Consider the following 21578-nt stretch of genomic DNA (forward strand, 5'->3'; position numbering starts at 1 on the left):
CATACCTTGTCTATGCAAACTCGTCTAATACACAAAATTCACTCGGCTCTTCGCCATAAAGAAAAATGTAAATAGCGTTAACTCAGAAGCGGGCAAAGTATGCCACTGCTGAGTTAACGCTCCTTAATCCATTTCTATGATCATGTAATCTTGCAAAGCCAAGAGTGTGTTTGAAATCATGAAACCTAGTCCAGGCTCACAAGATCGATTACACAAAATCCCTTGTATGATTATTTCTTCCGAATTTATAGATGGCAATTAAGAAAAAAGCAATGGCAAAAGCAAATAAAATGATCACATTCAAATATAAGCTTCCCACATGCTTACCTTCCTGCAGCTTAGTTAATATATCTAGCGCCCATCTCTGTGGAAGGAAATCAGCGATCCTTTGAACAGCTTTTGGCATAATCCCGATCGGAAAGAAACAGCCTGCAAGCAAGCAGGTTGGAGTAACAAATAAATTCTGCATAGCTCCCGCCGCACTAGAACTACTTGCAAAGGCTACTATCATCAATGACAATCCAATTGCTACTAACGCAAAGATCATCAATACAGCTGCCATTTGCCAAAAGGAAACATACATGTTTATGTGAAATACTTGTGTGATTAATATTAAAGTAAGGATGATTTGACTTGTCATTACAATCATGTTGACTATTATATTGGATAACACATAGGTTTTCGCATCAATCGGTGTGGATAATAACCTAAAATACGTTTTTCTTTCTTTTTCTTTAATAATAATTTCTGATAAATTCCCGGCAGATAAAAGCATAATCATAAGCAAATATCCGATTGTTCCATATGTTATTCCTTTGTTTTTTGATGTATCTTTTAATACAGCCTCTGATAACTGAAAATGAGCCTGTTGGTAATTCGTATACATTGTGTCAAAAGCGTCCTTATCACCTTTTGTAATCTTACTGATTGAAATAAGATTGTCTATATAATTATATAAATAAGATTTGATAAATCCTGTTGTTTCTGCACCTTTAATAGCAGTAATCTCAATATGATTAGGTTTTCCCTCTTGAATGCTTTGAGAAAATCCAACGTCAAAGGTAATCACACAATCTAGCTTGCCTGCTGTGATAGCCTCATCTATTTCAGATTTGCTAATTTTGTCTACTTTGACATTTTTTAAGCCTTCGATAAATTTTATCGTGTCTGTTGTAATATAGCTGCTGTCGTTATTGACAATCCCCACTTGCAACATCGTTTGTCCGGAACCCCCATAGGATAGAAATGAAATAAAGATCCCGATTAGAGGTGTGCAAAGGTACAAAAGTATATTTTTCTTATTTTTGAAGGTAATACGTAAAGTGTTCCGTATTAACCAAATGACATCCTTCATTTTACAGCCCCTCCCGCCTTTGGAATGATATAATTGCAATCAGTAAAAATATCCCGGCGACCCCAATATTTACAAGTACAGCAGGCATAACTGCCGATACATCGTTTGCGTAAATCATTTTGGTAATGGCGGCGTTTTCCCATGTAAGCGGAGAAAGCTTTGTAATGATATGCAGGATTCCTTCACCAGTATTCTCTATTTTAAAATAAGCTCCCCCGAAGAAAGAAGCGAACTGTACGACAACCATGACAATCGTTCTTGAGGCTTCCCCTGTCTTCGCTATATAACTAATGCCGAGTCCAAAACTAATTGCTAACAGAACTTCTGTCAGTAATACAAGGAACATAAACCCAAGATGATTTCCCCAGTTTACTTTAAAAACAAATTTACTAAATAGGATAACTGCTAATACACAAAGAGAATTACGTACAGTGCTCCCTAGTATTTTTCCAAGGAAAATTTCTCCCTTTCTGATAGGAGAGGCAACTAATCTGTCGGCTGTTCCTCTTATTCTTTCACCGCGTATTAAATAACTGGCACCCATAGCTCCATAAAGAACAATCATCGTTGTCATGGTGATGGCATAATAATCCATAGCACTAGGCTGTTTAGCAGAATGCAAAGACGTTTCTTTAATATAGTCGTCATGCTGACCGCTTGCAATTACAGTGCTTACTTGCTCAGGATCTACTTTTGCTACCTCAGTTGCAACATTATACTTACTTACAAAAGAGGTCAGCATCCCTTCCATAATATTATTTTCAATACCGCTTCTATCACTTTCATACAGCTTGATTCCATCATTGTTTATCTCAACATATCCATCATAATGATTTTGCTTAACTTCTTCTTTCCCATCTGTATGATTAGAAATCTTTTTAAAATGAATGCCCGACTTACTCACTTCTTTTGCGAATGCCTCAAAATATTGAGACAGCGCATCAGTTGTTGTATCCTTATATAAGACTTGAATATCAGGAATGGAAGTTTTAGTATTAAATGCGTTAGAAAGTGCCGTTCCGAGCACTAACATCAAAACGATAGGAAATGCCAGCATAAAAATCAATGTTCTCACATCTCGAAAATCTCGTTTGATTTCATTTATAGCAATGCTCAGTATATTCAATTGATTGTACCCTCCCTTTTCATCAGGCTCTGAGAAACCAAAGCGAATTTGCCGCCAATTACGTGATTCGTGTTAATCTCGCAAGTTTCTTCCTGTTAATGTGAGGAATACGGTTTCTAAATTTGGCTCCTGTTCCTCTAATGAACGAATTTCAATATCATTGGAAATGAAATAATGAATCACTTTATTTAGATTATTGACCCCTGTATCCGAGTTGATTTTAACTATGTTATCTTCAAAATGAATGGCCTGCACGCCACTAATTTCTTTTATTTTGCTTATCTCAATATCCTCTGTAGATTTGACCTCAATCCAAATATCTTTCGTGTTTGTGATGATGGATTTTAATTCTTCCTTTGTGCCTTCTGCAATTACTTTTCCATGGTCCATAATAGCGATTCTAGAACAAATTTCTTCGACTTCCTCCATATAGTGACTCGTATAAATGATAGTGCTTCCCATTTCATTCAGCTTTCTAACAGATGTAAGGATATAGTTTCTGGACTGCGGATCGATTCCTACTGTCGGTTCATCCATGATGATAAGCTTAGGTCTATGCGCGATCGCACAGGCGATATTTAATCTTCTTTTCATTCCACCTGAAAAATCCCTTGGATAATTCTTATGTTTATCACCAAGTCCGACAAACTGCAGCGCTTCTTCCACTTGTTCATTCAGCTTAGTACCACGCAGCCCATATAGACCCGCAAAGAACTTCACGTTTTCATATGCTGTTAAATCGTCGTATATTGCTAGATCTTGAGGAACAATTCCAATATTCATTTTTGCAAACCTTTTGTTTTTGATACTGTTCTTGCCGAGTATGTTGATCTCACCATCATTGCTCCGCAAAAGTCCAGCAATTATATTAATAGTCGTGCTTTTGCCAGCACCGTTTGCCCCTAAAAATCCAAATATCTCTCCATCTTGAATGGATAAAGAGATATTATCTACAGCGATAAAGTCCCCAAACTTCTTCGTCAAGTTTTTAATTTCTAATACGTTCATGGTTTCACCCCTAAACTATCTTGATGTCGTTATTGTAAGCAAAAAGGATGAACTTTGTTAGTGCATAAGTTCATCCTTTTTGCATGAGAATATTCATTTTTTTGCGCATGAGATCGTTCACTCATTGTATCGGCAATAACGTTGTAACAGAAAAACCATTTGTGCCATCAGCGATAATTGTACCGTTCATGGATGCTGTTCGCTCCTCCATTCCGGTAATTCCAAGCCCCTTTCTAATTCTTTGCGAGCCTTTTCCATTATCTTTTACCTCGACTTTAATAAATGTGTTTAGTACATGTATTTCAATAGAAACAACAGTTGCATTGGCATATTTCATCGTATTGGTCAGAGCTTCTGTTACATTCTGATGAATGATTGTCCAATGGATAGGCGAAATCACCTCTAAATTTCCTTTGTGTCGGAAAATAGTTTTCATATCATGTTTAGCAGCAAACTCATCTACCAGTAATTTGATGCGGTTCATACCCATTTGTTCTGTTGGCGGTTTGATGTTTTTTAGAGTGACTCTTATTTTTTCTATTCCTTCTTTTAGGATATTAATGGAATTTTGCAGCAATTCCTTTGCTTTATCCGTATCTTTTTCCACCAATCGCTTTGCTGCTTCCATTTGAATGAATGCACCTGTCATGGAATGCCCAATTTGATCGTGGATTGTTTGCGACAGCCGATTCCGTTCCTCTAATTTAAAGGTGTACTCGGACTGTCGCATGTATTCGTTGTTTTCGTTCAAGCTTCTTGTTAGTTTCTGGATATCCTTTCTCATTTCATCCATGTGATTTTCAAGCTTCCTCAACTTACTCGTGTATATACTTGCCATCGTAAAAATGGTAAAGCTAAACGCAGCAACTAAGATATATAAGGAATATACGCTTTCCATGATGAATGGGACAGGAAAAAAGGCCATAGTAAATATTAGCCATTTTTTATCTATGTAATAAGAAACCAATTCATACAGGTTCAGGGGGAAAAACAAGATGAATAAAGAATCGGCATCATAATAAAAAAGGATTGTAAGTATGATGGATAGAAGCAGACCAGATTTTTTTGCTGTAGCTTGTTTCACGATGTAAATACTAATATTCAGACAAAGGTATAAAAGAAGAGCGAATACAATCCAGGGCTTATGTATATTTCCATGAACATAATGGAGCACAAGATAGATTAGTATAATAAGCTTATTTATGATAATCCACGATTCCATCTCTTTCGCTCCACTTAGTTTACTTTTCCCGTTAAATAGTAAATCGCTATTTGCGTTCGGTGCCCTAATCCTGTCTTCCCTAAGATAGAAGTAATATAGTTGGCAATTGTTCCTTCTGATATAAAAAGTTGCTTTGAAATTTCTTTATTAGAAAACCCTCTTGCAATGAAGGACATGATGTCAAGCTCTCTTTCTGTGAAACGACTCGTATCTATCTTCATTTCTATCGCTTTGTTTTCTTTCAAGTTTGATTTTAGTTTATCCATTACAACATCCTGCATAACATTGTTCCCATTGTATACACTTTTTATAGCATCTCGTATTCGTTCCGGGTCATTGTTTTTTAATAAATATCCTTTTGCTCCATTTTTGATTGCATCAAGAACATATTCGTCATCATCAAACGTTGTTAAGATTAACGGCTTTGTCTTTGTTTGTTCGGATATAAGCTTCGTTGCTTCGACACCGTTCATGTTCGGCATACGCACATCTAAAAGCACTACGTCCACCTCGTAATGTTTGCAATAATCAAACGCTTCTTTTCCATCACTTACTGTTTCCAATACTTCAAATTCATCATACGTGCTCAAGATAATTTTCATACCTTCCCTAATAAATGAATTATCATCGGCAATCAGTACTTTTATTTTCATGCTTCTTTAGTGAGAAAAGAATCTATTTCCCTCACCTGAGTTCACATCCTTCCGTCTCTCCGTGCTATATAATGCCTTTATAGAAATATTATACATGATATATTCCAAAGACATTCAAGTTTTCCATTATTATCCTTTGTTGAAAAGATTTCTGAACTTCCTCTGTAAACATAAAAATCAAACAGTCGCAAAGCCTCTCTAATCAGTCCTTGCGGCTTTCTGATTGCTGTGGAACTTGCACGCTATCAGTTTGTTCCAAGACATTTCAAATCTTGGGAAGAATAGTCACGCAAAAAGGCAGGTGGAATACACCTGCTCTTGTATCAATCTTTGCCCCGTCTGCCATTATCTAGTTACTTAAATAGCATTCAAAGCTTGTTTTGGACATTAACGTAAAGCTCTTTGTTGAACCGTTTTTGGTGCTGTTGAAGAAAGTAAAACACCAAAAATAACAATCATTCCACCAATAATTTGGTACCATAATAAGGACTCATTTGTGAATACTGTAGCAAAGATAGTCGCGAAGACGGGTAGTAGATTTAAGAAAATGCCTGACTTTGCCGCTCCCACTCTCGGTACACCTGTATTCCATGATAGAAAAGCAATGATAGAAGCTAAAATCCCTACATAGAACAAAATAAAAATAGACATCGGAGTAAAGACAACATGGACATCCGGTCGATTTAACTCGAACATACTGAATGGAAGCAACATGACAGCCCCCATAAACGAGGTAATATACAATGTTGTCTGAGCTGGCAGTACCGTTGCATATTTTTTAACCACAACTGAGTACAAACTCCAGCAAACAACAGCAATTAAGACAAATAAGTCTCCTATATTAAACGAGAAAGCTTGTAATGCTCCTAAAGATCCTTTTGATAGGATAAAAATAATACCTGTAATAGATAAACTGATTCCTATTACTTGTACAAGTGTAAGTCGCTCCTTAAGAACAAAAATCGAAAAAATAGCAATAAATAATGGAGTGATTGAATTCACAACAGCTGCATTAATAGACGTTGTAAAATGCAAAGAAAAATAAATGATAGTATTATATCCCGCGATACCTGTAACCGTTAAAAGAAGCAGAATCCACTTGTATTTCCATAAAATGTGCCAATCTGCTTTTAGACGCTTCACCATAAATGGTGTCAATATAAGGAAAGCAACTAACCATCTTAGTAATGAAAATGTAAATGGCGGAAAATAGTCTGCTCCAATCCGTCCTATTACAAAATTACCACCCCATATCATATTCGCTAAAATCAAAAGGAAATATGCATATCTAGTTTTTGCTATAGTTGCCATAGAAATAAAGTTAACCTCTTTTCTTTTATTATCTTGTAATCTCTTACTTCAGTCTAATCCGATGTCCATTTTACACTATAGGAAAGCATAAATTTCCCCTTATTTTCCAACTTCTCAATGCTCATGATAGCAAACTAAATGAACCAAAAGCAACATATTATGTAATTTTAATAAAGTTTATTAAATATATCATAATCTAGATTACCTTATTCTAAAAATCTACTCATCGATTATTCATATCAAACTCCCCCCCTCTATATTATCCCTTTTTGTTCATATCGACTGATTTTTCACGTTATTTAAGCATGAATCTTATAAATTTTCAAAATTTTACTTGTAATTAGATTCTATAATTGTTATTATGTTGAACATTGAAAGTTATTTAATAATATTAATTATTCAGATAATAAATCTACTAGAATAATTATTTTATTATTAAGTCCAAGTATTTATCAAGCAGGAGGTTTTGAAATGAGTAAAAAATTTGCAGTATTTCTATTGGCGATGATTCCCCTTATTTCCCAGTTAGTGGTATTGCCCTTTGTAAATCGGATCGATCCTATTGTGTTAGGATTACCCTTTCTTCAATTTTGGTTATTTTTATGGATTATTTTAACACCTTTATGCACATTTGGAATTTATCGAATTCAAAAATCGGAAGGGAGCATTGACTAATGCAAGGAAATTTGACAGCTTTGTTGATTACTGTATGTATTGTCCTGATGGTCGTTTTAATTGGATTTTTAGCAGGACGAGATAAATCTGCGAGAAGTTCTGTAGAAGAATGGTCTGTCGGCGGAAGACGCTTTGGCGGATTGCTAGTTTGGTTTTTGATAGGGGCTGATTTATATACAGCTTATACATTTTTAGGGTTAACAAGCTCAGCCTATGCAGGTGGGAGTCTTGCGTTCTTTGCAATTCCTTACTGCATCATCGCTTATTTTGTTTCTTACTTTTACCTTCCGAAACTATGGAAAGTGGCTAACCGATATAAACTAACAACACTGGCTGATTATGCGAGAGAACGTTTTGATAGTAAACTCCTTTCCTCTCTGGTCGCTATTGTCGGTGTATTAATGCTTATCCCTTATATTGATTTACAGCTAGCCGGGATTCAAGATACGCTTCAAGTAGCTGGAACAGGTTATATTAATGTAAAAGTAGTCGTTATTACTTCATTCCTGTTAGTTGCACTTTATACATTTTTCAGTGGAATCAAAGGCCCTACCTATACAGCAATTATTAAAGATGTTCTCGTTTGGGTGATTATGTTATTCCTAGTAATTTCTTTGCCGATTATCCATTTTGGCGGCTGGAGTCCGATGATTGATACATTTGTTAAGGAATCACCGCAATTGCTGACGATCCCTGAATCGGGTCCAAAAGGTATTCCGTGGTTTATCACAGCATCTCTTGTTTCTGCCTTGGCATTATTTATGTGGGCACATGGAGCAACAGGGGTATTTACAGCTAAAAGTGCTGATGCAGTTCGCAAAAATGCCATGTTCCTGCCGTTATACAATATAGTTCTAATTTTGGTTATTTTCCTTGGATTCGTAGCTTACCATGTATTGCCTCAAGGAAGCGACCCACGTTTTGCGTTATTAAATCTCATTCAAGTTTCCTACGGGGGTGTAGCACAAGGGTTAGCTTATGCAACAATTGCTTTGGCCTCATTGATCCCTTGCTCCATTATGGCGATTGGTGCTTCCAACTTGTTTGCAAACAACATTTATCGTGATCTCATAAATCCAAGCGTAAATGGTACTAAATTAACGCTCGTAACTCGTTCTATGGTATTTGTCGTAATCGGACTTGCGTTATTGTTTGGACTATTATTCCCTTCAGCTCTAGTATCCTTGCAGCTTTTAGGTGTGTCAGGAATGGTTCAGATTTTCCCTGCTATTGTTGTTAGCTTGTTCTGGAAAAACCAAACGAAGGAAGCAACAATAATTGGACTGCTTATTGGCTTGACAACAACATTTACTGTATACGGAACAGGCAGTTCATTTGGTATTTATGAAGGCTTCTGGGGATTAGCCGCAAACATGTTAACGATTGTTATTTTAAACCCTTTCTTCGTGGCAAAAGCAAAATATCAAACGAATGCTGTTAAAGAGTATCTTTTTAGCACATCAAAAAGCATGAAAACCAAAATTGGAAAGGGAGCATAACTACGTGTTTGCTCCCTCTAATAGACACCTCCGTGAATAAGGTTGAAAATAAATGGAAACATAATACAAAAAGTGAGGAGGGCAAGGATACATATGGGAAGAGAAGCTTCCATTGCACCAAACTATAAAATTGTGGCTTACTTAACAGCAAATGAAAATCGAAAGGTTACAGGAGCTCCCTTGTTTATGACTTTAAAGGATGAGGAAGAACTTAAGGAAACAACTGCAGATCTTGCACATGCATTAAAAGCTGATGTCGTTAAATTAAAAAACAATGACTACTTGATTATCCAAGCTTGAGGGCGGTGATTCAGAAAAAGAAGCCCACATATTCTTGTATCCTGTCTCATAAAATGGACAAGGAAGGCAAGCATTTAGGGAGGAATGAATGTGGAGGGTATACATGCTCAGCTGAGGAATCGTTTTAGTTTACTATGAAGAGAACCTTATTAACTTATGCTTGCACAGTATTTGGCGCCTTTTTACAAGGCATGTCCATGTCCCTATTTTTGTTTCCACACTCTATCCCTTCCGGAGGAGCAGCAGGCTTAGCACTTCTGATGAATCACTGGTTTCATTTATCTCTTGGTTTTTCGTTATGGTTAGCCAATATTGTGTTCTTATTTTTCGCTTTAAATTATTTTGGATATTCCTGGACGATTCGCACTATTATTTCAGTTGCAACTACCTCAACAACTATTAGTATCCTAACTCCCATGATTGCTCTTCCCCATGTACATATTGCGCTAGATATTTTGGGAGGAAGCATTCTGTTTGGTATTGGTGTAGGTTTACTCATTCGGGTGGGAGCCTCAAGCGGCGGTATGGTCATCCCGGCACTCATGATTGCCTCCTATAAAAATTGGAGTCCTGGAAAGGTTATGATGGGCATCAATCTTTTGATTTTTCTATTAACCGCCCTTGTTATAGATTATAAAATTGTGATTTATGCGATAATTTGCCAGCTGTTATCGACTAATATCATCGATTTTATTTACGCCTTTAAATTTCAAAGAATCGGTCCCTTATCTGCAAATTTACGAAAAAAATGAGAAGACCCTGATTAAAGGATCTTCTTTTCTTCTAGAAAGGATATTATTTTTGTTACAGACTGCTCAATTGTTACTTTATGGGTTTCAATGATTACTTCTGGTTTATGCGGAATCTCATAGGGAGAATCAATTCCCGTAAAATCAGGAATTTCTCCTTTCCTTGCTTTTTTATATAAACCTTTCGGGTCTCGATTTTCACAAACTTGAATAGGACATTTTAAAAAGATCTCAATAAATTCATCTTTTTCAAACATGCTTCGTACTAGATCTCGATCCTCAACAAAAGGAGAGATAAAAGCTGAGGAAACAATTTGACCGCTATCCACAAATAACTTTGCCACTTCCCCGATTCTGCGGATATTTTCTTTTCGATCCTGGGCGCCAAAACGTAAATCGCTATTTAATCCATGGCGGATATTGTCCCCATCTAAAACATAACTCCTAAAGCCTCGCTTAAACAATTCATGGTCTACTGCATTTGCTAAGGTTGATTTCCCTGATCCCGATAGCCCTGTAAACCAAAGCACACAGCTTTTATGGCCATTCATAAGCTGCCGGCTTTTTTTGGTGATAGTTGAATGATGCCAAATAATGTTGCTCATTTCCCCACTTCCTATATCCTTTTAGTTGCTTGTATCGGTCTCTTTCATGCCTTGAATGAGAATTTCCACTACCTCTGGACGACTAAATTCTTTAGGAGGCTGTTCTCCGTTTTTCAACATTTCTCTCACTTTTGTTCCTGATAAAATAACATGATCCTCCGAATCATGAGGACACGTTTTGGAGGATGCCATATTTTCGCACTTGTTACAATAAAAGCTATGTTCAAAAAATAATGGTTTAATTCCTAATTCATCTTCTGTAAAATTGTCAAAGATTTTTTGTGCATCATAAGTTCCGTAATAATCGCCTACTCCCGCATGGTCCCTTCCGACAATAAAGTGCGTACACCCAAAATTTTTACGTACGATTGCATGGAAAATAGCCTCCCTAGGTCCCGCATAGCGCATGGCTGCTGGAAAAACAGATAAAAATACGCGGTCCTGCGGATAGTAATTTTTAAGCAAGGCCTGATAGCTTTTCATTCGAATGTCACTTGGAATATCATCTGATTTTGTTTCTCCTACGAGCGGATTTAAAAACAAACCGTCTACAATTTCTAGGGCTGCTTTTTGAATATATTCATGTGCCCGATGAACAGGATTGCGAGTTTGGAAACCAACGATTGTACTCCAACCTAATGTTTTAAACATTTCCCTTGTTTCATGAGGATCTAAGTAATAAGAGGCAAACTTGCTTTTTTTGGGTCTTTTTACAAGAGTAATAGGGCCGGCTACATACACATCAGATCGGCCAAATAGCTTGCTTACACCTGCGTGGTCCATATCCATCGTTCTATACACCATCTCAGCTTCTACACGCTTATCAGGCAAAAACTTTTCCTGTACATCCATTACACCATAGATTTTACCTTTGTGAACAAGATTGATCGTTTCACCTATATTAAGTTCTGTCGCTTTCTCATGATCGACCGCCAATGTAATCGGTAAAGACCAAGGAAGTCCATTTGCCAGTCTCATATTTTGAACAACAGAGTCATAATCTGCTTTCCCCATAAATCCTTCTAATGGACTATAACCTCCATTTGCGATTAACTCTAAATCACTTAGCTCTGCATAATCTAGTTCAACTGTAGGTAGTGATAGAGAAAAATCTTCCATAGAATCCAAGCTCGCTCGATTCACTAATTTTCCGCCATGCGGCATATTTTGGCTCACAGTGTTTCCTCCCCAAACTAACTTTTCTTGGCTTGGTGGCGTCCATACTCTGTTTGAGAATAATTTGCCTATCAGCCTGTGCGAAAGTTTTCTTCTTTAAAAATACGATTGTTATAGAGAGTGCAACCGGTTTTCCCCATACGTTAACCTGTTACATCATGCTCCGTTCTCATCTCGATTCTTTTCTAGAAGCCATTGATAATGTAATACATTCATTGTTACCAACAGTAACTTTGTTCATATAGTTAACATGCCCGTATTGCGAATACGATAGAATCGCTCGGATCCATGAGCCATGCCCAAACACTAACAAATTCTCATAATCCTTATATTTATCTAAAAATAAAACAATTCGTTTTTCTAAGTTCTGAATGCTTTCTCCTAAAACCAACTCTTTTGGATTTTCTATCCACTTCTCTCCATATACTTCAATGAGTCTTTCCTTCGGCTGCCCTTCAAAGGGACCGAAATCTAATTCGTCCAATAAACCTTCTGTTTCTGCTTGATAACCATATAGCTGTGCAGTTTGATGGGTTCGTTTTAATGTACTCGCTAATACTAAATCAAATGGGAGCAACTTTTTTAGGAGCTGCTGATTCTCAGCAATGCCTTTATGAAAATCCTCTGTAAGCAGGGCCAATTCGATATTTCTTCTGCCTTGAAGCCATGTTTTCTGATTCCATTTTGTCGGAAGATGTCTAATTAAGGTAATTGGCATTCGTGTTCCTCCAAATAAAATGTTTCACTTCTCAATCCGCAGCGTTGAGCCTCTAACGCTAATACATCCTGTAATTTCACATTTGCTAAATTCACGTTTGGACCAACTTCTCTAATAAAATACATTTGGTGTTTAGAGGTAGGGGCTTCGAAGATGATTTTTTTACTATCGATTGCTTGGATTAATTGTTGGATCAAATCAGATTTAATACTGCCGCATTTTTCATAAATACCGGCAGTACCTGAATCCCTGCCTTCTGTAAGAACATAATCGCATCCTGCGTCTAAAAAAAGCTGTATCTCTTCCACCCATTCAGAAATGGACATTTCCTGATTTGGATCCTTTGAGCCAACCTCCCCTACCACATGAAAATCTTTTTTAAAATGAGAAACAAGCTGAAGGCGTTCCTGAAGAGGTATGTCTAACGTTCCATTTGAAATTTCCACCCATTCAATTCCCAGCTCGCGCAAATACGTTAGGTATTCGGGAATTTTATTTTGATAATAGCATTTTTCAAAAAGTGTTCCCCCGCAATATGGTGTAATATGATGTTCCTTGTACAAATCAATTTTTTTCTTTAAATTGGGAGTCACATAGGCCGAGCCAATTGCGATTTTGGCAATATCAATAATATGACTGTAATCGGACAAAATATTTTTCAGTTCTCCCATAGATACTCCGAAATCGGCAACTGAAGTCAAGCCATATGTTCTAGTTCTTGTTGTCCTCTTCGGCAATCGTAAAAAATCCATCAAAAAACTCCTCCTTGTTTACACTGCAGGAAAGTATAAATTTCCAGCTAGAAGCCATTCGACGTAGCCGGAGGTTTTAGGAATACAGTATAAGGGCAACTACGCCTCTGTCTTCGCCCAAAAGTAGGGCTCGCCAATCGGCGAGTTTTCTTTACACTGTAAGAAAGTATAAATTTCTAGTTAGAGGTGAATTCGACGTAGCCGGAAATTTTAGGAATACAGTGTAAGTGCAACTACGCCTCTGTCTTCGCCCAAGATCAGGGCTCGCCAATCGGCGAGTTTTCTTTACGATACATTATTCAAAAATTGGGTGAATGTGTAAATATTAGGCGTTTTTCTTATAAATTGGGTGTTTGCCTTGTATAAACTATTATCTTCCTTCAAACAATAGAAAAGCTAATTCCAACAGTTAGGGGGTACATGCATTGCCAAAGCATAAGCATAAAGGCATGACGATTTTTGCTATCGGTTCAATCCCGATGATCCTTGTTTTGGGTAATTCGATGTTGATTCCAGTTCTTCCGGAAATGAAAACAGAACTCGGTATTTCTCATTTCAAAGTCAGCCTAATTATTTCAGTATTTTCGATTGCCGCTGCAATATCCATTCCTGTTTTAGGATATTTATCTGACCGTTTTTCACGGAAGGCTGTGATTATCCCATCCCTCATTTTATATGGGAGCGGCGGGCTTCTGGCAGGTGCAGCCGCTGCATGGTTTTCTAATGCCTATATGTGGATTATTGTAGGTAGGGTTTTGCAAGGGGCTGGAGCTGCTGGAACAGCACCGATTGCAATGGCATTAACAGGAGATTTATTTAAGGGAGGAGAACAAAGCCGTGTTTTAGGCTTAGTTGAGGCTTCTAACGGCTTCGGAAAAGTTATTAGTCCCATTATCGGTTCTCTATTAGCTATTCTCTTCTGGTATGCTGCATTTTTTGCTTTCCCAATTTTCTGTTTAATTTCTGTCCTATTAACAATATTTTTTGTTAAGGAGAAAAAGGAAAAACATGCACAGCATACACCTGTAGGGAAATATACAAAAGGTCTTATATCTGTTTTTAAAACCGAAGGGCGTTGGTTATTTGCTGCCTATTTGACCGGTGCAACTTGCTTATTTACTTTATTTGGAATATTGTTTTATATTTCCAATATCCTTGAAAAGGATCATGGCATTAACGGTGTCTTAAAAGGGTGTATCTTGGCTATTCCTCTTTTATTTATGACAACTACTTCGTATATAACCGGCAGTAAAATTGGAAAAAGAATGTCCCTAATGAAAACCTTGATTATTTTGGGTTTGCTGCTTATGACTGCTTCTTTTTCCGCACTAGTGTTGTTTAAAAATTTAATTCCTTTTTTTAGCGTGCTTGTGATTAGCAGTATCGGCACCGGGCTTGTACTTCCTTGTATTAACAGCTTTATTACCGGTTCAGTTCCTGCTGATCGAAGAGGCTTCGTGACAGCTTTATACGGATCTGTTCGATTTTTAGGAGTTGCCATCGGTCCTCCTATTTACAGCGCTTTAATGGCATGGTCTCGCACAGGCATGTTCCTCGTAACGGCTGGCCTTACATTATTTGCTGGCTTGCTCTGTATGATGCTCATCCATATAAAGAAGAAGGATCCATCGAAAGAAAGTGATACTCTGTTTGAGAAATTACAGCTTACATAAAGGAGTAGATCGAATTGCAAATTTATTTTTCGCCAGAGGTAATAACTCCGGAATATCAGGTTTTAAATGTAGTGGATACAACGAACAAAGGTGTAGGAAACGTAGCTTTTTTATTTGGTGAAAAAAAGCTGTATGTCTATGGAATTTTAGAAGCAGAGGAAGTAGGGGCAGATTTTAAAGATTTAGTTACTCCTTATTTGAAGGGGTTAGCTAAAGCAAATCCTGGTGTAGATATTTTTTCTTGCTTGTATGTAGGCGGTAGAAAAATAAAGCTGCATGAGGAAAACGAAGAATAAATTCCTTTCTTGGAGTGAATCAATGAACGCACAATGGATTTCTCATGAACATATCGTCATGATTGTTACAGCTATTATTGTTGGTACACTAGCTAGAATTCTTAATATTAAAGAGGATTTTCGGCAATACCCGAGTTATCCAAATGGCTATATGATTCATCTTGTAACGGGCTTTATCGCTGCTGCCCTAGGAGCAGTTGCGATCCCCGCCCTGATGACAAAGAACTTTATAGCTGTTACATTCTTATCCCTTGCAATCCAACAATTTAGAGATGTACGAAAATCAGAAAGAGATAGTTTGAAGGATTTAGAAAAAATTGAATACACGTATCGCGGGGAGGCCTACATTGACGGCATTGCGAAAACCTTCGAAGCCCGAAATTATCTCTCCTTAATTGTTTCGCTGGCAACCGCAATCACCATCCAATTGATAGATACGAATAACGATTGGCTGCATGTGTTAGCCGGAGCATTGGTGGGCTTCATCGTTTTGTATATTCTGAAGAGATTCTCCAAGGGGAAAACCATCGGAGATATTGCCGAAGTGGAACAAGGAACGATTGAAATTAAGGACACCGAGCTTTTTGTAGATGGAGTCTTTGTATCAAATCTTTTAGGTACAGAACACACATCCAATAGATTTGAGAAGGAAGGACTAGCTGTTATTATTACTCCCCATGAGGAGCGTTTTCGGATAGCCTTGGATCATTTTGGCCAGAGACAGGCGGCTCTGTTTGAAGCAACGAAAGCAATAGGTCTGAAGCGATACCACTTTACAAGAAGGGATTTTGAAAAAGGAAGATTCATTATTGCTCTGATCCCTATTATCAAGGACCGGGATCGTCTAATTGAAGCAGTCAAGAAAACGCCATTGCTCGAAAGCGTCAAGAAAAGCAAATCTATCATGAATACGAACTTGGTGGGCAAAGAATAACTACAATGAAGGTCCGGTCAGCAGCCGGGCTTATTCACGCTTTTAGAAGGATAAAGTTCCAGCTAGAAGCGAATTCAACGTAGTCGAAAATTTTAGCAATACAGTATAAGTAGGGCTACGTCCCAGTCTTCGCCCCGGGGGCAGAACTCGCCAATCGGCGAGTTTTCTGCAGCATAAATACGGTAGCAAACTGCATTCTTATACAATTAGCGGAATTGGCCATATAACAAGAAACGTGAAAGTGATTTGGAAAAATGGACAAATAAAAATCAGTCTGCATCCCCCCTGCTCACTGGAGGATCTTTAAAGGAACTTACCCCTTCTGCGAATGCTATGGATTACGGCAGCCTATTGATTTAGAGCATATACCCTTAGTGGAGTCTGTAACAAGGCGCATAACCATTTCATAAATTGTCGATATGAATTTACTTTTTATAAAGCTATGTTTGGAGTGTGCATCGAATGAGCATTGGCATCATTGTCATGGGGCTTTTAGTCGGTTTCTTAGTCGGACTAACAGGTGTGGGAGGTGCGTCTTTGTTAACTCCTGTTTTAGTATTAATCGGAATCAGTCCCTCTATTGCTGTGGGAACGGATCTTGTTTATAATTCCATCACGAAATTTTTCGGTTCTATGCAGCATTGGAGACAAAAAACGATTGATTTTACACTAGTAAAATATCTTGCAATCGGAAGTATTCCAAGTGCAATTTGTGCAGTTGGAGTTCTTCATTTATTTGACTCTTTTTTTCATAATCAGGAGCTAATCATTAGACATGCATTAGGATACGTTTTGATTATAGTAGCCTTAATGACATTAGTTAAAACGTTCCTTAAGGAGCAATTTGAATGGAATGGTGTTCAAATGAAGCCCATACATGAAAAAAAGCGGTTAACCATTGCAATTGGGGCAATTGGCGGATTTGTTGTCGGTTTGACCTCAATTGGTTCGGGCTCATTATTTGCTCTAGCTATGCTTTATCTTTATAAAATGAACCCTTCAAAATTAGTGGGAACAGATATTGCCCATGCTTTTCTGCTAGCCACTTCAGCAGGGATTGTACATGCTGGAATTGGTAATGTCGATTATGTATTAATGTTTAATCTGTTGTTAGGATCTATACCAGGTGTGATGCTAGGAAGCGCCTTATCATCAAAGCTCCCTACAAAGCCTTTAAGAGCCATTATGGCCGTAATTATCTTAATTAGCGGATTTAAGCTCATATAAATTGAGTGCACTTCATAAAAAGTTATCCGGCTGCAAAGAATCTAGATTTCTTCGGATATAGAATGTAAGAAGATAGTATTATTTTTCACCTCGGTGTCAATTATAAAAATAACCATTCGGAAATATATGGTAATAATTTAGGCTGATTGTCTTCGAGGTGAACCATGGAAAAAACAACACGAAAAAAGCGAGTAAACAGTAACATCGACGAAAATATAAACTATTTACGCAAGGAGCTTGGTGTTGGAAAAAGCTTCGATATCATTCATTTAGATATGGAGTATGCCGAAAAACGAATGGCGATGTTTCTTGTAGATGGTCTAGTAAAAGATGATATCCTGCATCTTTTAATGAAATTTTTGGCAAATGTAAAAAAAGAGGACCTCGAAAAGGATGTATTAAAAAAACTTCTTAAAACGTATATCCCTTATGTAGAGGTCGATACGATAGACGACTTAAACAAAGTGGTTGATACGGTATTATCAGGTCCGACAGCACTTCTCGTAGATGGCATCGATGAAATTATTTTAATAGATGCGCGTACATATCCTGTCCGTGGACCAGCAGAGCCAGACACAGAAAGAGTCGTCAGAGGCTCTAGAGACGGTTTTGTTGAGACTATTGTTTTTAATACCGCCTTAACAAGAAGAAGAGTACGAGACCGCACTTTAAGAATGGAGTTTATGCAGCTTGGACGCCGGTCGAAGACGGATATTGTTATCTGTTATATTGGGGATATTGCTGATCCCTCAATGGTAGAAAACCTAAAGGAAATGTTATCTAAAATAGATACTGACGGATTACCGATGGCTGAAAAAACAATTGATGAATATATTTCAGGGGATTATTGGAACCCTTTTCCGGTCATTAGATATACGGAACGTCCCGATACAACAGCGGCTCATCTGTTTGAAGGACATGTGTGTATTTTCGTTGACGGCTCCCCATCTGCCATCATTACACCTGTAACCTTCTGGCATCATTTGCAGCATGCTGAGGAATACCGAAATAAACCGTTATCTGGGGCATATCTGCGAATTGTCCGTTATCTCGCGGTATTGGGTTCCATCTTTTTAATGCCGCTCTGGTATTTATTTAATATTGAACCAGGCCTTTTACCTGCAGGCCTTGATTTTATCGGTCCTAATAAGGAGGGGCAGGTGCCTTTACTTCTGCAATTTTTATTGATCGAAGTCGGAATAGACATGCTGCGGATGGCCACCATTCATACACCGACATCGCTTGCAACTGCACTTGGGCTTGTCGCGGCTTTAATGATTGGACAAGTTGCTGTCGAGGTTGGCTTATTTACAAACGAAGTAATCTTATACTTTTCAATTGCAGCAATTGGCACATTTGCTACACCAAGCTATGAATTAAGCCTGGCAAACCGGCTTGCTCGCATTGCTTTATTGCTGATAACCGCCGTATTCCATACATCCGGCTATGTGATTAGTGCCACTTTATTTATTATTATGCTGGCTAGGATGCAATCCTTTGGGGTTCCATACCTTTGGCCATTTATTCCATTTAGTTACCGCCCATTTCGCGATGTGCTTGTGCGGGCACCTATCCCATTAAAAAACCGGCGCCCGCGTATTTTGCATCCTCAAGATCCAGATAGATAAAGAAAACTCATAAATAAGGGAGCAAACGAGAATGAATGTTACACACTTCTGGAACGATATATATATCATGTGAAAAAGGGGTGGATTTCGATTGTATACATACAGCTTATACGATTCAGGAGATTCTTTTGGTATCAATAAGTCTTATCACATCAAATGCGACATTCCTCCTCATAGATTTCGGTCCATTATGATGGAATTTCGCCGTAATGAAGAAGTAGGAGAAAGCATTAAAGAATTTGTTAGCTTCATGAAACAGGAGTTTGGTGAAGAGTTCGAGCTGTTTGAGTATGATGATATTGTGCAATACGATGCAGACCAAGAAAATAGCATGATACTGGCAAATTTGCTCGATCAGGCTGATAAGCATGTATAACACATCACGTCCCATACTATCATGTAAAGGACACAATTTATCCAAAGTAAAAGAGGTCATGGATGATTACACCATGACCTCTTTTGCTTTTTACTTACTGTAAGAAAGCCAAAGAGCTGTCATTTTCATAGCAGCTAGGGAACATTCTTGCGCAAGAGGAAAGACAATTATATTTGCTTTTCTTAATCCCAGTGATTTTATTGAAGCCGTTCAATAAAATCATGCAATTTATCAAGCGTAGTTAGGTTGTAGTTGCATGTATAGCTATCTTGGCAAATATAGTTTCCTCTTGTTGTAAAGGTGTCTATTCCTGAACCTTTTGTTTTAGACATAAACATCCCCACTTCCCCATGACGGTTGCACAATGCACAAATTCCTTTTTGATTAATAATGTTAAATGTACCCTGTAAACCAATAAGCCTGTTATGATACGGAGCTACAAGATATTTTTTATTTGAACCTTGATCGTTCCAGCCCAAATAAGAAATCTCTCTCTCATCGATATGTTCTAATGAAGGTACTTTGAGCTTTTTCACTTTTGGAAAGAGCTTTTTGATTGTTTGTTCTGTTATCTCTTGAAACGGAATCACATACGGCTTTATTTGTGATAAAAACACTTCCGCATCTTCCTTATTTTTGATGTTCACAATCGGTTGCAGCAACTGGGCTTGCTCTTCGCTAAGATCCGCAAACAAATGTAGCACCTTCTCTTTCGCAAGAGATTTTAGCGCATCAAGAACACCTATGTCGTTCGCGGATGCATGACCATTAATAAGGATTTGTGTTTGTGCTTTTATAAAGTGATACTGGTCACTTCTGATAAAGGGTTTCATTTCCATCACTCCTATTCATCCCGCATGAACGGGCACGGCTCGCCAATTGGCGAGTTTTCTTTACACTGTAAGAAAGTATAAATTTCCAGCTAAAAATCAATTCGACGTAGTCGGAAATTTTAGGAATACAGTATAAGGGCAACTACGCCTCTGTCTTCGCCCAAAAGCAGGGCTCGCCAATTGGCGAGTTTTCTTTAACAAACCATTCGTAGGGAGATCCTCACGATTTTACATTGTTTGTTTATCCCTTTTTATTGTAAAAGAGCATTCCGTTCTACACAATGTCGAAATTGATTCTGAATCAAACTCGGCATACAAAAAGCACTGATAATGTACATGATTATCAGCGCTATAGCTATCATTTTTATTTACTTGGAATACACAATTTTTTTAATTGTTTCTGTAGAGAGAAAATATTCTTCTGCCAATTGGCTGATGCTCTTGCCGCCTTGGAATTCATTTTTAATGGCGTTATTTCTGCTCTTGATTAATGCTCTTGTTCCAGAACGTGCTCCCCATTTTTGATAAGATTGTTTAGGCTTGGGAATATAAATTGTTTCTCCTTGCACATACTTCTGAATTTCTGCGATAAGCTCCTCAGGCAAAATAGCCGTCGCTTTTACATATTTCACTTCTGCCAGCCCCTTATTTTTTAGTGAAAATGAAAATAAGGTGCAAAGCCAAGTAGTGTGAGGAGAGACAGAGACTCATTTGGGCGATTGTATCTTACAGTAAAGTCCACCCCATGCAAAGTATCGCCTCTCCTATACTAGGCTTTGCATGAGACGTTGCAGATTTTGGCAATACAATTGTATATGCCATTTTTACACCCCCAGAAAATGTTTTGAAATTGCATTCCCTAATGATTATACAATGATTGTGCTCTTCATACATCTCTCTGTTTTAACTACTTTACCCACAATATTATTCCTGTAGTAAATCAGCATAACGAGCAAGCTCTTGGCTTTCACTGTTCATATTCGATGAAGCAGCAGCTTTGCGGTATTAAAGGGATATATTTAAAAAGATGTTTATTTTTGTAAATAACTATTCGGGTTATAACTTCCAAAATATTTAAAAATAAGGAAACTAATGAACATATTATGAATCTTTTTACAGAAATCCCAAAAAACTTTCGACAATTTCACAAAAAATAACTTATGTTTCAACAGTAATTAGTTTCAAACTACCCGATATTCCCTATAAGCGTTACTATTTTTGTCGATATTCACCTAAAAACGTCATACTGTTGGACTAGTTAAATAAACATATTTTGTTAAAATAAAGCTTGTTACGTTATCGTACTTGAGACAACTTAGAGGAGGATTGTAATGGAAGAGATACTGAATTTCGTCAATTCTGAAGAAGATACTACAGAAATCCCAATTTATACCGATGAGGAGCAGGAATATTTTTACAAGCTATGGGAAGAAGATCGGTTATAACACACCCCTATATACAAA

At 37.6% G+C, this 21578-nt stretch carries 21 protein-coding genes and 1 pseudogene; 10 read left to right on the top strand and 12 right to left on the bottom strand.

What is annotated here, in order from left to right; all coding sequences use genetic code 11:
- Nucleotides 1-208: 208 nt before the first annotated feature.
- The 6 genes from EP737_RS14885 to EP737_RS14910 form a co-directional block, all read right to left on the bottom strand.
- A complete protein-coding gene (locus EP737_RS14885) occupies nucleotides 209-1354 on the bottom strand; it encodes an ABC transporter permease (RefSeq protein WP_129728766.1) in 1146 nt (381 codons plus the stop codon).
- A 1-nt stretch (nucleotide 1355) separates the two neighbouring features.
- A complete protein-coding gene (locus EP737_RS14890; protein ID WP_129728767.1) occupies nucleotides 1356-2480 on the bottom strand; it encodes an ABC transporter permease in 1125 nt (374 codons plus the stop codon).
- 72 nt (nucleotides 2481-2552) lie between these two features.
- A complete protein-coding gene (locus tag EP737_RS14895) occupies nucleotides 2553-3488 on the bottom strand; it encodes an ABC transporter ATP-binding protein (RefSeq protein ID WP_129728768.1) in 936 nt (311 codons plus the stop codon).
- A 121-nt stretch (nucleotides 3489-3609) separates the two neighbouring features.
- Nucleotides 3610-4710, bottom strand: coding sequence for a sensor histidine kinase (locus tag EP737_RS14900; protein ID WP_129728769.1), 1101 nt, complete (start codon nucleotides 4708-4710; stop codon nucleotides 3610-3612).
- 14 nt (nucleotides 4711-4724) lie between these two features.
- Entirely contained in the window at nucleotides 4725-5363 is a 639-nt protein-coding gene (locus EP737_RS14905) for a response regulator transcription factor (RefSeq protein ID WP_129728770.1), read from the bottom strand.
- Between the two features lie 387 nt (nucleotides 5364-5750).
- Nucleotides 5751-6674: a DMT family transporter gene (locus tag EP737_RS14910; protein ID WP_129728771.1), complete on the bottom strand. Its 924-nt coding sequence runs from the start codon at nucleotides 6672-6674 to the stop codon at nucleotides 5751-5753.
- Between the two features lie 471 nt (nucleotides 6675-7145).
- On the opposite strand from EP737_RS14910, the gene EP737_RS14915 reads away from it, so the two are divergent.
- The 4 genes and pseudogenes from EP737_RS14915 to EP737_RS14930 all read left to right on the top strand — a co-directional run bounded on the left by EP737_RS14915 (nucleotide 7146) and on the right by EP737_RS14930 (nucleotide 9900).
- On the top strand, nucleotides 7146-7349 hold the full coding sequence (locus tag EP737_RS14915) for a DUF3311 domain-containing protein (protein ID WP_129728772.1): 204 nt from the start codon (nucleotides 7146-7148) through the stop codon (nucleotides 7347-7349).
- A pseudogene (locus EP737_RS14920) lies at nucleotides 7349-8844 on the top strand (sodium:solute symporter family protein); the annotation flags it as partial. The gene EP737_RS14915 and the pseudogene EP737_RS14920, both read left to right, overlap by 1 nt.
- A 97-nt stretch (nucleotides 8845-8941) precedes the next feature.
- A complete protein-coding gene (locus EP737_RS14925) occupies nucleotides 8942-9148 on the top strand; it encodes a capping complex subunit for YIEGIA (protein WP_129728774.1) in 207 nt (68 codons plus the stop codon).
- 134 nt (nucleotides 9149-9282) lie between these two features.
- Nucleotides 9283-9900, top strand: a complete 618-nt coding sequence (locus tag EP737_RS14930; RefSeq protein WP_129728775.1) for a YitT family protein — start codon at nucleotides 9283-9285, stop codon at nucleotides 9898-9900.
- 11 nt (nucleotides 9901-9911) lie between these two features.
- Here EP737_RS14930 and cysC read toward each other — a convergent pair whose 3' ends face one another.
- The 4 genes from cysC to EP737_RS14950 form a co-directional block, all read right to left on the bottom strand.
- Nucleotides 9912-10502, bottom strand: a complete 591-nt coding sequence (gene cysC / locus EP737_RS14935; RefSeq protein ID WP_129728776.1) for an adenylyl-sulfate kinase — start codon at nucleotides 10500-10502, stop codon at nucleotides 9912-9914.
- 21 nt (nucleotides 10503-10523) lie between these two features.
- Nucleotides 10524-11678: a sulfate adenylyltransferase gene (gene sat / locus EP737_RS14940; protein ID WP_129728777.1), complete on the bottom strand. Its 1155-nt coding sequence runs from the start codon at nucleotides 11676-11678 to the stop codon at nucleotides 10524-10526.
- Between the two features lie 169 nt (nucleotides 11679-11847).
- Nucleotides 11848-12396, bottom strand: a complete 549-nt coding sequence (locus EP737_RS14945; RefSeq protein WP_129728778.1) for a histidine phosphatase family protein — start codon at nucleotides 12394-12396, stop codon at nucleotides 11848-11850.
- Nucleotides 12381-13148, bottom strand: coding sequence for a phosphosulfolactate synthase (locus EP737_RS14950; RefSeq protein ID WP_129728779.1), 768 nt, complete (start codon nucleotides 13146-13148; stop codon nucleotides 12381-12383). The genes EP737_RS14945 and EP737_RS14950 overlap by 16 nt, the downstream gene beginning before the upstream one ends.
- Before the next feature lie 449 nt (nucleotides 13149-13597).
- Here EP737_RS14950 and EP737_RS14955 point away from each other — a divergent pair, with 449 nt between their 5' ends.
- From EP737_RS14955 to EP737_RS14980, 6 genes are all read left to right on the top strand, one after another.
- Nucleotides 13598-14821 (top strand): MFS transporter, encoded by a 1224-nt coding sequence (locus tag EP737_RS14955; protein WP_129728822.1) that lies wholly within the window; start codon nucleotides 13598-13600, stop codon nucleotides 14819-14821.
- A 14-nt stretch (nucleotides 14822-14835) separates the two neighbouring features.
- Nucleotides 14836-15117: a hypothetical protein gene (locus EP737_RS14960; RefSeq protein WP_129728780.1), complete on the top strand. Its 282-nt coding sequence runs from the start codon at nucleotides 14836-14838 to the stop codon at nucleotides 15115-15117.
- 22 nt (nucleotides 15118-15139) lie between these two features.
- Nucleotides 15140-16051 (top strand): YIEGIA domain-containing protein, encoded by a 912-nt coding sequence (locus EP737_RS14965; RefSeq protein ID WP_129728781.1) that lies wholly within the window; start codon nucleotides 15140-15142, stop codon nucleotides 16049-16051.
- 462 nt (nucleotides 16052-16513) lie between these two features.
- Nucleotides 16514-17278: a sulfite exporter TauE/SafE family protein gene (locus EP737_RS14970; RefSeq protein WP_129728782.1), complete on the top strand. Its 765-nt coding sequence runs from the start codon at nucleotides 16514-16516 to the stop codon at nucleotides 17276-17278.
- Nucleotides 17279-17442: 164 nt separating this feature from the next.
- Nucleotides 17443-18906 (top strand): spore germination protein, encoded by a 1464-nt coding sequence (locus tag EP737_RS14975; RefSeq protein ID WP_129728783.1) that lies wholly within the window; start codon nucleotides 17443-17445, stop codon nucleotides 18904-18906.
- Between the two features lie 190 nt (nucleotides 18907-19096).
- Nucleotides 19097-19282, top strand: a complete 186-nt coding sequence (locus tag EP737_RS14980) for a hypothetical protein (RefSeq protein WP_205650945.1) — start codon at nucleotides 19097-19099, stop codon at nucleotides 19280-19282.
- 197 nt (nucleotides 19283-19479) lie between these two features.
- On the opposite strand, the gene EP737_RS14985 is transcribed toward EP737_RS14980, so the two are convergent.
- Together EP737_RS14985 and EP737_RS14990 are read right to left on the bottom strand one after the other, a co-directional pair.
- The gene (locus tag EP737_RS14985; RefSeq protein WP_129728785.1) at nucleotides 19480-20115 is read right to left on the bottom strand and encodes a FusB/FusC family EF-G-binding protein; all 636 of its coding nucleotides are present in this window, start codon (nucleotides 20113-20115) and stop codon (nucleotides 19480-19482) included.
- 368 nt (nucleotides 20116-20483) lie between these two features.
- Nucleotides 20484-20747, bottom strand: a complete 264-nt coding sequence (locus EP737_RS14990; protein ID WP_129728786.1) for a CD3324 family protein — start codon at nucleotides 20745-20747, stop codon at nucleotides 20484-20486.
- Nucleotides 20748-21578 lie beyond the last annotated feature (831 nt).

This window comes from Ectobacillus funiculus (assembly GCF_004138295.1).
GTDB lineage: Bacteria > Bacillota > Bacilli > Bacillales > Bacillaceae_G > Ectobacillus > Ectobacillus funiculus.

Bases quoted from the DNA above. Each gene is read 5' to 3' on its own strand.
- EP737_RS14885 (WP_129728766.1), bottom strand. From the start codon at position 1,354: ATGAAGGATGTCATTTGGTTAATACGGAACACTTTACGTATTACCTTC.
- EP737_RS14895 (WP_129728768.1), bottom strand. From the start codon at position 3,488: ATGAACGTATTAGAAATTAAAAACTTGACGAAGAAGTTTGGGGACTTT.
- EP737_RS14900 (WP_129728769.1), bottom strand. From the start codon at position 4,710: ATGGAATCGTGGATTATCATAAATAAGCTTATTATACTAATCTATCTT.
- EP737_RS14905 (WP_129728770.1), bottom strand. From the start codon at position 5,363: ATGAAAATAAAAGTACTGATTGCCGATGATAATTCATTTATTAGGGAA.
- EP737_RS14910 (WP_129728771.1), bottom strand. From the start codon at position 6,674: ATGGCAACTATAGCAAAAACTAGATATGCATATTTCCTTTTGATTTTA.
- EP737_RS14915 (WP_129728772.1), top strand. From the start codon at position 7,146: ATGAGTAAAAAATTTGCAGTATTTCTATTGGCGATGATTCCCCTTATT.
- EP737_RS14925 (WP_129728774.1), top strand. From the start codon at position 8,942: ATGGGAAGAGAAGCTTCCATTGCACCAAACTATAAAATTGTGGCTTAC.
- EP737_RS14930 (WP_129728775.1), top strand. From the start codon at position 9,283: ATGAAGAGAACCTTATTAACTTATGCTTGCACAGTATTTGGCGCCTTT.
- cysC (WP_129728776.1), bottom strand. From the start codon at position 10,502: ATGAGCAACATTATTTGGCATCATTCAACTATCACCAAAAAAAGCCGG.
- EP737_RS14945 (WP_129728778.1), bottom strand. From the start codon at position 12,396: ATGCCAATTACCTTAATTAGACATCTTCCGACAAAATGGAATCAGAAA.
- EP737_RS14950 (WP_129728779.1), bottom strand. From the start codon at position 13,148: ATGGATTTTTTACGATTGCCGAAGAGGACAACAAGAACTAGAACATAT.
- EP737_RS14955 (WP_129728822.1), top strand. From the start codon at position 13,598: ATGACGATTTTTGCTATCGGTTCAATCCCGATGATCCTTGTTTTGGGT.
- EP737_RS14965 (WP_129728781.1), top strand. From the start codon at position 15,140: ATGAACGCACAATGGATTTCTCATGAACATATCGTCATGATTGTTACA.
- EP737_RS14970 (WP_129728782.1), top strand. From the start codon at position 16,514: ATGAGCATTGGCATCATTGTCATGGGGCTTTTAGTCGGTTTCTTAGTC.
- EP737_RS14975 (WP_129728783.1), top strand. From the start codon at position 17,443: ATGGAAAAAACAACACGAAAAAAGCGAGTAAACAGTAACATCGACGAA.
- EP737_RS14980 (WP_205650945.1), top strand. From the start codon at position 19,097: ATGATGGAATTTCGCCGTAATGAAGAAGTAGGAGAAAGCATTAAAGAA.
- EP737_RS14985 (WP_129728785.1), bottom strand. From the start codon at position 20,115: ATGAAACCCTTTATCAGAAGTGACCAGTATCACTTTATAAAAGCACAA.